Origin of the sequence: Cyanobacterium sp. T60_A2020_053 (genome assembly GCA_015272165.1) — a bacterium.
Lineage (GTDB): Bacteria > Cyanobacteriota > Cyanobacteriia > Cyanobacteriales > Cyanobacteriaceae > Cyanobacterium.
In genome coordinates this window covers 25,950-36,247 of sequence record JACYMF010000023.1, presented here as the reverse complement: position 1 = coordinate 36,247, position 10,298 = coordinate 25,950, and the positions used below count along the sequence as shown (strand labels likewise).

Here is a 10,298-nt window from a genome sequence, read left to right as displayed (position 1 = left end):
AAGTTTATGAGAGATTGTCACTTATTTTAAAAAGGTCATCGCCTTTAATATTACAATTGTTTCAACCTATCAGAAAATTGCATATCATCCCGCAATAATGCAACGCCAACGATTTAGTACAACCAAATAAAGTTGTGACAGTATATTTTACCAGTAAACTAAATAAATATCGGAGATTCAGAAATGAAAGCTAAATATGATCATGATGTTGATGTGTTAAGAATTAATTGGGGAGATACCATAATTGAGGAAAGTGACACTGTCAGTGAAGGAGTAATCTTAGATTATGACAAAGAAGGTAATGTCATCGGTATTGAGATTTTGAACGCTTCTAAAAAAATTGCCAATTTGCAATCTCAATCGCAGATTTTCTCACAAGTTTAATAATCAAAAGTAAGTTGGGTTAAACGAAGCGCCCTCCACCCCAACCAGCGCCCTCCACCCTTAAATTAATTGGATTTTGAGATATAATAATCATTAATAAAAATTAATTGTAGTAAAGTCTATGAAAATAGAATATACATTCTGGAAAGAAAATGATGGGAAATATTTAGGTTACTTAAATGAATATCCAGATCATTGGACACAAGGAGAAACATTAAAGGATTTAGAAGAACATCTTAAAGATTTATATAAAAATTTTTCTGAAAATTTTATTCCCGGTATTAAAAAAGTGGCATTATTAGAAATCTAATGAAACGAAAAGATTTAATTGATATTATCGAAAAACATGGCTGTGTTTTTATTCGTCATGGGGGAAAACATGATATTTACCAAAATCCCGACACGGGAATTTCTCAGCCAATTCCAAGACATAGGGAAATAAATGAAAGATTAGCCAAGAAAATAATTAAAGATTTGACTGACAATTAAAGCACTGTTTTCGGTTGGGGTAAAGTTAGCACCCTCCAACCAATCCAAATCAATTAATTCCAGTAATATGTTTTAAAATGGTGTCTAGTTTTTGATTAATCTCATCTCTAAACTTGTCAAATTCCGATTGAAAATAATCAATTTTATCCTCAAGATGATCTATTTCTGCGTAAACTTGTTCAAATCCTCTATTTAACTCTCTACTCGTTACTTGAGTATCTTCTAAACGCTCAACTCGCCGATTTAAACTTCTCAATTTACGATCAATTTCATAATCTTTCTCATTTGATTCCTGATTGTTTGCCATAATCAAATAAATTACTTTTTCACAATAATTATCTTTTACTCTAAACTTATTTTAACCAATAATAAGTAGGTTGGGTTAAACGAAGTGCAACCCAACAAATCCACATGAACAGAGCCCTCCACATACTTATAATATCACCGAATAACTAAAGCCTTAATGGGTTGAATATTATTCAACCCCTACAAACTTAATTAAAAGGCAACAGAGCCTTTTCAACTTCCTCTCGTGAAACTTCAACCAGATTTTCAGCAACGACACTTTCTTGCTTATCACTTGGCTCAACCATTCCACCAACAGCTTTCACAAGCCTCAGTTGATGCAGAGAAGAACTTCCCATACCTGCTTGATTTGATATTACTAATCCCTCAAGAACACCGTAATTGCCTGTAATTTTATTTCTGTAAAAAGGTTTACTCATTGCTATCTAATTCCTCTAATTCCTATGAATTCTTGCCTTGGTATTGTAGCTTGAATTGTAATTTCTTCATACTCAATACTTATAACATCATTCCAAAAACAAGAGCTAAAGTCTTTATTTAATTGAAAGGTTCGATCAGCTCCACAAAATCGATTACGAGTTGACACTTTTTCTCACAGAACCATCCATCTGCTAAATATACAGATGCAGTGATTTCTTCACCCTTCTTTAAAATTAATCCTCCGTGATCATCTCTATCAGCACGCAAATTTGCCTTGAACCAATAAGTTAAAGTTCTCAAAGTCCTACCATAATGGCTTGAATGATTTAGAGTGAAACCCCTACCGTACGGCATTATCTCCTCAACTTCCCAATCATTACTCAATTTAAGCATAGAGATGTACTTTTCCTCGCTATTACTCAATGATCCTTTTAGCGAATTAATGTCTAGGGCTCTTAGTTTATCAAGATACTCTTCTTGTCCGGAGAATTCTCGATCGCGCCAAATCCACCTCAACAATGCAATTGGGAAGTCAGTTCTTTTTTCATCGTTGAATATTAGATAATCTCTCTTGTAGCAGTAGGAGCAAGCTTTATTTATTTCCTTGATTTTTATTTTTATTCTCAAATTTAATCTCAGATTACCAGAAGTGTATTATATACAATTTAAGAAATGTTCGGTTTGATACTTCTACCTAACTTACAGACCTTGTACTATAGTTCATTTCCAATTATTTCAACAAAATCCTATCAACGGAAATACCCAATTCTTCTTTCTCAATTAAAGTTTTTACTGTTTTTTTGTGCAACTATTTAAACTTCTTAAAAGATTTACGCTCAAAGAGGTTTCATCATTATCTTTTTCATTTGATTCCTAATTGTTTGACATAATCAAATAAATTATTGTGAAAAAATAGTTGTCTTTTACTCTAAACTTATTGACATATCTTAGCAAATCAAAAAAGTAGGGTGGACAGCGCCCACCCCACACACTTATAAAATCAAAGAAATGAAATTAATTAATCGAAGCGCCCTCCACCGCAGGGACAAAACTAGGTACAACCACCTCATTATCCTGCTTGGTTAACTTGTTATAAAGTCTTTCAGTGTTGGGGAAATTCGCCGCCGGTAAAGTAGGATAACGGCGATAAGGCACAGTATCCTCACCAAATACCTGAGAATATTCCATACTACCCACTAAAGCAGTGATAAAGGCACGGATACCTTGACTTGCTAAAATGCGGTTATAGTGCTGGATTTCTTTTTGATTCATCGGCGCGCGCCCTAAGAAATGCTTAGTTCCTAACTCAATTACCTTAGTATTAGGATAAGGCGCATAAAATTCCTTGAGGTATAAATCAGAACAACCTAAAGCCTCAATAAATTCCTTAACGCTGATTTCACCGTTACCAAGTTTACTTTCTAAATTGGTAAAATTAGCATTGATAACATAAGGCTCAACATCACGCTCGAAAATTTGACGATAAGCAGCGCGCACCGCATTTTTGACCGCTACCTTGTCAATATTATTAGTCAGTTTAAATACTTTCGTTTGTTGACGTTGTACCGTTACCCCTTGCTTAACACGGCTGTTAATATCAGGCTCAGTGCGGAAACCAGACACTTGACCTAATTCAATGAAACGAGGAGTCACTTCCTTATCAACCCTTTGACCAATATCCTCTCTGATGCTACCCACGCGCGCGTTACGCATTTGTAAACCGGCAGGGGTTACATAACGTTCATAAGGTACAGTATCCTCCCCAAAGGCTTCACTATACTCCACACTGTCGATCATGGCATCCACAAGGGCATAAAAACCTTTTTTCGATGCTAAATCAAAGTAAGGATTCATTTCGCTTCTGCCGTAGGTAGGACGACCTAAAAGACGGCGATGGATGTATTCAATGGCTTTACAGACATAAAAAGGAGTCCAGTAAGTTTTGAGGAAAAGCTCTGATTTAGCCAACATTCTGATAAATTCTCTGAGGCTAATTTCACCGTTTTCCAGTTTGATTTCCGCTACTTTTAATCTTTGTCCTTCATAGACATCACGTCCGAATACTTGACGATAAGTAGCAAGAATCACCGTTTGGGTGGAACTTTCAGAAAATTTGACTCCGAAACCATTACTAGCGCCCGGCAACTCGTTATTTAAGCGCACGACTTTCGCCCCCAATGAACCGGGGAATTCTCCTCTGGCTTTGGGATTGCTGTTTTGGTTTTTGATACCAGCGCCACGGTGAATTAAAATCCGCTTGGTGTCTTTGCTGAAGGGCGCTGGGGCGCTACTAGGATTACGAGTTTCTTTGGGGAAAATCGCTCCAAATTGAATTTCAAGGGGATCGTTTCCAGTACCGTAAACGTGTTGATCTGGTAAGGGGCGATCATATTTGGCAAAAGTAGTCACAAATTGCGGTACTTTACGGAAGGGCGCGCTGTAGTTAAATAAATCTTGTTGCATCCCCCAGTTACGACATTCTTGGGCTTCTACCCCTAAACCGCGCAAATATGGTACAGTTTCTTCTCCGAAGTAGTCGGCATATTCCTGAGAATCCACTAAAGCATCAATTAAGGCATTTAACCCACCATTAGAAACAATAGAAAAGTATTTTTGTACTTCTTCACGGGAGGAAGGACCACGACCGAGAATATGACGGAATGCCAATTCTAAGGCACGGGAGTTGATGAAAGGCTCGAAAAATTGCTTACGATAGAGAGGGGATTTTGCTAAACGGCGGACAAATTCCTTCATGGAAATATCGCCATTTTTAACCTGAGATTCTAAGTTAGAAATGGATTGAGAGTAAGCGCGACTAATATCTCTTTCAAATACTTGACGATAAGCCGCCTTAACTACAGAATTTTTCTCGGTGGTAGAAAGTCCCGTTTTCATGACAAATTTAGGACGACGCTCTGCACCATTAAAATAACTTTGAGGTAATTCTAACCCTTGTAAGTCACTGGAAGGGCGCTGACGTACTTTGTTTGAGGGGGTGGGCGCTTGTAATTCCCCCATCAAAATATCGAAGTATTCGGTAATAATTTCCTTCGCTTCGGGGTCTGATTTCACATAACCGATACAGGATGCTTTCATGTCCAATAATGCCACCACAGTAGCATCAATAGAACAAGCATTCTCTAATACTTCCCTTAAACCTCTGGTGTTTACTACTAAAATATTAGGATCGCCAGCGACGATGGCATAACCCACATAACGCAAGAACCAAGACATATCCCGTAAAGATTTGGTCATATTACTAGGACCATAACGAGATACATTGATAGGACGAAAATTAGCAGGAATTTTACCGATGCTAGGGGAAGAAAAGGAAGAAAATAGGTTAGTAAAGAAATTGCCACCTTCGCTTTTATTTTCGATAAAAGTTTGAGTTGCCATTTGTTCGGCACGAATATCAGAAGGGGTATTTCCTTGTAATGAACCCATCAACGCCATTTGGGGTTCATCGATGGGGGGTTTTTCAAAAAACGCCATGGGCGAACCGCCGGTAAAAATACGATTAGCGGCACGGGAAACGATTAACTCGGCATTATCGCTAATAATTCCAGCAATGGCTAATCTTTTTAAGCCTGACTCGAAGTAGGTTTTTAATTCGCCTAATTCCCCTTGATCGGGGAAACGATCTTGCTGTTCAGCTTGAATAATCGTTGATACGGCTACAGTTTGATATAATTGCGGTTTAGCTAAAGAACTACCGCCACTTGCTCTTATAGTCATTGATTCTTTTTATTTTAAAGTCTTGTTTTTAATCGATTCATTCCCTATTAGATTAAATCTTTTTGGGTTTCCTTAGGACTATTATTAAGTTTTGTTTCAAAAATATATCTTATTCGGGGATAGTTGTTAACGGGGAAGGGAGGTAACAGTGGAGGGCGCTGATCACTTTGTTAAGTCGGGTTTGAGTAAAATAAAAACTATCATTAATTTCGCCAAACTATTTAGGGGGCACTGAAAAAGTGCAATCGTGAGGTGAAGGGCAAAGGGCAAAGGTTAGAATGCTTATATATCAAAGATTTTGCCATAATAATTATTTTCTATAAATTGCTGTTGTGTATCAATTATTTTTGATTCGGATACCATAAATACAGATTTTTTAGAGAAAAAAGTCAATTTATGACACTTTTTGTTATGTAGAATAGACTTTAAACCTTTATTTGACAGGGGTTTTGATTTATTCAGCAGACCCTATTTAAAAGCCGTATTATTACTCAATGGTCGTATTCTTCATCTTGTTGACTTTTATCATCTTCTTACTTACTCTTTTACCTAAATGAACAATTTAGATACATTTTTAAACAGATTAATTTATCTTGATAGTGAAGAAGAAATAATAGATTTTGGTCGTAAATATTTAATTCATGGCACACCGTATATATTCAATAATCAGGAAGATGAATATTATGAATTTAGGAAAAAAATTTCAAATCAATTTAATATCGCTTTTTATGAAATTTATATTACTGGTTCGGCTAAATTAGGATTTAGCCCCTATAAGCAAAAACTATTTGACTATGATTCTGATATAGATATTGCCATTGTTTCATCTCAACTGTATGAAACAATGTTAGAACCAATTTATTACTATCAAATGGAATTAAGAAAGGCGAGACAGAATATAACCTTAAATGAATTACGCCAATATCATTCTTTTCTTGAATATACGGCTATCGGTTGGATTCGTCCCGATAAATTACCATTATCTTTTAATGTTGAGATATTGAAACAAGAATGGTTTGATTTTTTTAAATCAATCTCTTATGGTAAATCAGAAGTTGGCGATTATAAAGTTTCAGCCGGAATATTTAAAAGTTATTCTCATTATGAAAAATATACAATTAGTTCATTAAAGCAAATTATAAACACTCAACAAATTAGGAATAAAAATGTTAACACAACAGATTAAAACATCAGTAACTAATCCAACTATCGCTGATATTTATCAAAATATAGAAAGTGGTAAATTAAGGCTAAAGCCAGATTTTCAACGCAAATTTGTTTGGACTCATGATCATCAAGAGCAATTTATCGATACTATATTAAAAGGGTATCCTTTCCCTGAAATTTATGTTTGTCAAGGAGAAATTGATATTCAAAAATTACGAACTATTGAATATGTAATCGATGGACAACAAAGATTAACAACTATCAAAAGATATATTGATGGTGACCATGAAAAAACCTTTAAAAAAATACGAAAATATCAAAATTTAACAGAAGAAGAAAAACGTAAATTTTTATCTTATCAAATGGTAGTAAGAGATATAGGACAAGTAGATGAACAAGATATTAGAGAAGTATTTAAAAGAATTAATTTAACCAAGTTTAAATTAGAAGATGTAGAAATTCATAATGCTATTTATGATGGTGAATTTATACAAACAGCTAAGAATATTTTAGATAATATTGATTTAAGTAAATTTCCTGTTTTTTATAAATCGGAATTTACACGCATGGCAGACTTACACTTTATTATGTTGGTGATGTCAACTTTAGAAGAAGGAGGTTATTTTTCAAAAGATAAAGAACTCGAAACCTACATTATGCAATTTAATGATGAATATAAAAATCAAAGTAATATAAAAACTCTATTAATCAATACCTTTGCTGTTATTCAAGAGTTAAAACTTCCTAAAGATTCAATTTGGTACCGCAAATCTAATTTTTTTACGTTGGTGGTTGAAATAGCTAAACATAAGGGAAATATACCGGAAGACTTAGCTGAGAAATTGACAAGGTTAGAAAAAAATATTATCGACAATAAACATGAAAATAATGAGTTTGGGGAGTATTATAATTATATGTATGCGGGAACTAATAATAGAACCGCTAGAGTGAGAAGGGGTGAGATTTTTAATAAATATATTTATCTTCAATAGCCTCAGCGCCCTCCACCATTTATTGAGAATCACCAATCAAGGTAAAATAAATAATTATCAATATCACATTAACTTAAATGACTGATTCTAATTTTGATTGGCTATATCGAGGTAATAGCGAAATTTTCCCCCACCAGCCAGAATCAAATAATATTACAGAAAACTTAGAAAAATTGTGCGCGCGCCCATTGCGTATTAAATTAGGCATCGATCCTACCGGTAGCGCCCTCCACCTCGGGCATAGTATCCCTTTTCGCAAACTGAGAGCTTTTCAAGATCAAGGACATACTGCTGTGGTTATTATCGGTGATTTTACTGCCCAAATTGGCGATCCCACGGGAAAGGATAAGGTAAGAAAACAGTTAACCTCAGCAGAAGTTAAGGAAAACGCTGAAACCTATTTGAATCAATTAAGACCAATTTTAGATTTTGATACCCCTAATCGTCTCGAAATTCGCTACAACTCAGAATGGTTATCGGGTTTAGATTTCGCTAAAATTCAAGAGTTATTGGCAACCATGACAGTGCAACAAATGTTAGCTAAAGAGGGTTTTAACAATCGTTACCAACAGGAAACCCCCATTTATCTCCATGAATTTCTTTATCCTTTGATGCAGGGTTATGACTCGGTGGCGGTGAAAGCTGATGTAGAATTAGGTGGCACTGACCAAAAATTTAATATTGCCGTGGGGCGTGATTTACAAAAATACTTCGGCTTAAAACCTCAATTTGGCTTACTATTACCCATTTTAATTGGTACAGATGGGGAGCAAAAAATGTCTAAGTCTCTTAATAATTATGTAGGCTTGAAAGAAGATGCTTTGTCTATGTACTCTAAGTTAGAAAAAACTCCTGATAATCTGCTGAAAAACTATTTTGAATTACTCACTGATTTACCATTATCTGCCATTCCTGAAAACCCCAGAGAAGCACAAAAAATGTTAGCGGTGGAAGTGGTGGCACAGTATCACGGGCGTGAAAATGCCGACATTGCTCAAAAAACGGCGTTAGACTTAGTAACACAGCAAAATATGGCGAATGCTGAAGCTGTACCAGAGTTTAGCCTTGACAGCATCGAATTTCCTGCCAAATTGTTTTATATTCTCAATGCTTCTGGTTTAGTTAAGAGTAGCGGTGAGGGTAGAAGACAAATTCAGGGGGGTAGTGTAAGATTATCAGGAGAACGTATTACTGATCCTGATTTTACCGTGGTGAAGGGCGCTGATTTAACTAATCAAATTTTACAAGTTGGTAAGAAAAAGTTTATTCGTTTAATGTAGTAGTTAAAAGGGAAGTGGGTAGTGGGAAGTGGATAGTAAAAAGGTTAATAAATTAAAGGCTTTAGCATAATCATAGCTTCCTAAAAAATAATATCAACATCTAATATCAAGTTCGTTTGATAACTTACAAATTAGTAATATCAATATCTTATAGCAATCCTATCTGAGTTGTGAGATTATCAACAATTAAATTTTGATAATAAGGGGTTTAAACCCCTTATTTGGTAGATTGTACGATAACCTTCTTTATCGTTAAATTTCTCATAAATGATTTAGGACTGCTATAGTTCAATTTATTGAACGAAAAACTGTTGGTTCCGTGTAATTCATTACACGGTGGGTAAAGTGCGAAGAGATAATCTATTTGTAACTAATTAGCGGTTGCTGAATAAATCAAAACTCTTGTCAAATAAAGGTTTAAAGTCTATTCTACATAACAAAAAGTGTCATAAATTGACTTTTTTCTCTAAAAATACTCTATTTTTTTCATCCCAATCAAAATTATTGATACAAATGAATAATGTATGAAAAATAACTATTTGGCTAAAGTCTTTAATTTATAAACATTTCGCCTGACACCCGAAACCTGACACCTCCCCTCACGATTGCACTTTTTCAGCAACTCCCAATTAATTTCTTAATTTCGTTTCCAATTCAGACTTATCCTCAACAATCTCAAAAACTTGACCCATATTTGTGAGGTCAAATAACATATTAATTTGCTCATTTAAAGACATAATAAATAATCTACCATTAGCTGATCTAATAGTTTTTAAACCCTGCACCAATCCCCCCAAACCAGAACTATCCATAAAAGTAACTTTTTTAAAATCAATTAAAATATATATTACTCCTTCACTAATTAATTGATTAATTTGTTGGCGAAAATCATTAGCTTTCAAGCCATCGAATATTCCTTCTGGTTTTAATACTTTTACTTGAGGTAGCATGAATTATTTATGGTAACTGAAACAAATCACTGCTATTTTAACCCAGAAACTGCATCTTGTTTCAACTGAAAAATCTTAAACTTAACAAGGGGTTAAAACCTATTGTCTGTAAATTCTTCTCCCTTCCCCATTCGCTTTCTCGACAATTAATTCGGCATACTAACCCATAAAGAATCATCTTGGTTATAATAAAAATTAAATTGGACTATCTACAGCCAAAAATATTTTTTTATAACACCAGTAAAGTTTAGGAGGTCAATTTTTTCATGTCAACTCAAGTTCTTAATAAACCTGACACTAAGTCTAATGTTAATCGCAAACATGACCCCGGTTATAGGGTTTTGTTGCATAATGATAGTTACAATTCCATGGAATATGTAGTACAGGTTCTCATGACCACCGTTTCTTTAAGTGAACCTCAAGCCGTTAGTGTGATGATGGAAGCCCATAATAATGGTGTTGGTTTAGTCACAACTTGTGCATTAGAACACGCTGAATTTTATTGCGAAAGTATAAAAAGTCAGGGTTTAACTTGTACCATTGAACCAGCTGAATAAGGGGCAGATTTTATT

Annotated in this window: 12 protein-coding genes; 7 read left to right on the top strand and 5 right to left on the bottom strand. The window is 34.7% G+C overall.

The window, feature by feature from the left end; genetic code table 11:
• Window positions 1–183: 183 nt before the first annotated feature.
• The 3 genes from IGQ45_03845 (at window position 184) to IGQ45_03835 (ending at window position 873) form a co-directional block, all read left to right on the top strand.
• Window positions 184–384 (top strand): DUF2283 domain-containing protein, encoded by a 201-nt coding sequence (locus IGQ45_03845; protein ID MBF2056359.1) that lies wholly within the window; start codon window positions 184–186, stop codon window positions 382–384.
• A gap of 121 nt (window positions 385–505) precedes the next feature.
• The gene (locus IGQ45_03840) at window positions 506–694 is read left to right on the top strand and encodes a type II toxin-antitoxin system HicB family antitoxin (GenBank protein ID MBF2056358.1); all 189 of its coding nucleotides are present in this window, start codon (window positions 506–508) and stop codon (window positions 692–694) included.
• Window positions 694–873, top strand: coding sequence for a type II toxin-antitoxin system HicA family toxin (locus IGQ45_03835; GenBank protein ID MBF2056357.1), 180 nt, complete (start codon window positions 694–696; stop codon window positions 871–873). The genes IGQ45_03840 and IGQ45_03835 overlap by 1 nt, the downstream gene beginning before the upstream one ends.
• A 49-nt stretch (window positions 874–922) precedes the next feature.
• Here the strand turns inward: IGQ45_03835 and IGQ45_03830 are convergent, their stop codons facing one another.
• From IGQ45_03830 to IGQ45_03815, 4 genes are all read right to left on the bottom strand, one after another.
• Window positions 923–1,180 carry a hypothetical protein gene (locus IGQ45_03830; protein MBF2056356.1) on the bottom strand — a complete coding sequence of 86 codons (258 nt, stop codon included), beginning with the start codon at window positions 1,178–1,180 and terminating at the stop codon, window positions 923–925.
• 187 nt (window positions 1,181–1,367) lie between these two features.
• Complete coding sequence (locus IGQ45_03825; GenBank protein MBF2056355.1) at window positions 1,368–1,598, bottom strand: hypothetical protein; 231 nt, start codon at window positions 1,596–1,598, stop codon at window positions 1,368–1,370.
• Between the two features lie 118 nt (window positions 1,599–1,716).
• On the bottom strand, window positions 1,717–2,226 hold the full coding sequence (locus tag IGQ45_03820; protein MBF2056354.1) for a hypothetical protein: 510 nt from the start codon (window positions 2,224–2,226) through the stop codon (window positions 1,717–1,719).
• Between the two features lie 387 nt (window positions 2,227–2,613).
• On the bottom strand, window positions 2,614–5,337 hold the full coding sequence (locus tag IGQ45_03815) for a phycobilisome rod-core linker polypeptide (GenBank protein MBF2056353.1): 2,724 nt from the start codon (window positions 5,335–5,337) through the stop codon (window positions 2,614–2,616).
• A gap of 553 nt (window positions 5,338–5,890) precedes the next feature.
• Here IGQ45_03815 and IGQ45_03810 point away from each other — a divergent pair.
• From IGQ45_03810 to IGQ45_03800, 3 genes are all read left to right on the top strand, one after another.
• Window positions 5,891–6,523, top strand: coding sequence for a hypothetical protein (locus IGQ45_03810; GenBank protein ID MBF2056352.1), 633 nt, complete (start codon window positions 5,891–5,893; stop codon window positions 6,521–6,523).
• Window positions 6,504–7,496, top strand: a complete 993-nt coding sequence (locus tag IGQ45_03805) for a DUF262 domain-containing protein (protein MBF2056351.1) — start codon at window positions 6,504–6,506, stop codon at window positions 7,494–7,496. Before IGQ45_03810 ends, IGQ45_03805 begins: the two co-directional genes overlap by 20 nt.
• A 77-nt stretch (window positions 7,497–7,573) precedes the next feature.
• Window positions 7,574–8,776, top strand: a complete 1,203-nt coding sequence (locus IGQ45_03800) for a tyrosine--tRNA ligase (GenBank protein ID MBF2056350.1) — start codon at window positions 7,574–7,576, stop codon at window positions 8,774–8,776.
• 629 nt (window positions 8,777–9,405) lie between these two features.
• On the opposite strand, the gene IGQ45_03795 is transcribed toward IGQ45_03800, so the two are convergent.
• Window positions 9,406–9,726: an STAS domain-containing protein gene (locus tag IGQ45_03795; protein ID MBF2056349.1), complete on the bottom strand. Its 321-nt coding sequence runs from the start codon at window positions 9,724–9,726 to the stop codon at window positions 9,406–9,408.
• A 266-nt stretch (window positions 9,727–9,992) separates the two neighbouring features.
• On the opposite strand from IGQ45_03795, the gene clpS reads away from it, so the two are divergent.
• On the top strand, window positions 9,993–10,283 hold the full coding sequence (gene clpS, locus IGQ45_03790) for an ATP-dependent Clp protease adapter ClpS (GenBank protein MBF2056348.1): 291 nt from the start codon (window positions 9,993–9,995) through the stop codon (window positions 10,281–10,283).
• The last annotated feature ends 15 nt before the right edge of the window (window positions 10,284–10,298 follow it).

Bases quoted from the DNA above. Each gene is read 5' to 3' on its own strand.
- IGQ45_03810 (MBF2056352.1), top strand. From the start codon at position 5,891: ATGAACAATTTAGATACATTTTTAAACAGATTAATTTATCTTGATAGT.
- IGQ45_03830 (MBF2056356.1), bottom strand. From the start codon at position 1,180: ATGGCAAACAATCAGGAATCAAATGAGAAAGATTATGAAATTGATCGT.
- IGQ45_03835 (MBF2056357.1), top strand. From the start codon at position 694: ATGAAACGAAAAGATTTAATTGATATTATCGAAAAACATGGCTGTGTT.
- IGQ45_03800 (MBF2056350.1), top strand. From the start codon at position 7,574: ATGACTGATTCTAATTTTGATTGGCTATATCGAGGTAATAGCGAAATT.
- IGQ45_03815 (MBF2056353.1), bottom strand. From the start codon at position 5,337: ATGACTATAAGAGCAAGTGGCGGTAGTTCTTTAGCTAAACCGCAATTA.
- IGQ45_03840 (MBF2056358.1), top strand. From the start codon at position 506: ATGAAAATAGAATATACATTCTGGAAAGAAAATGATGGGAAATATTTA.
- clpS (MBF2056348.1), top strand. From the start codon at position 9,993: ATGTCAACTCAAGTTCTTAATAAACCTGACACTAAGTCTAATGTTAAT.
- IGQ45_03805 (MBF2056351.1), top strand. From the start codon at position 6,504: ATGTTAACACAACAGATTAAAACATCAGTAACTAATCCAACTATCGCT.
- IGQ45_03795 (MBF2056349.1), bottom strand. From the start codon at position 9,726: ATGCTACCTCAAGTAAAAGTATTAAAACCAGAAGGAATATTCGATGGC.
- IGQ45_03845 (MBF2056359.1), top strand. From the start codon at position 184: ATGAAAGCTAAATATGATCATGATGTTGATGTGTTAAGAATTAATTGG.
- IGQ45_03825 (MBF2056355.1), bottom strand. From the start codon at position 1,598: ATGAGTAAACCTTTTTACAGAAATAAAATTACAGGCAATTACGGTGTT.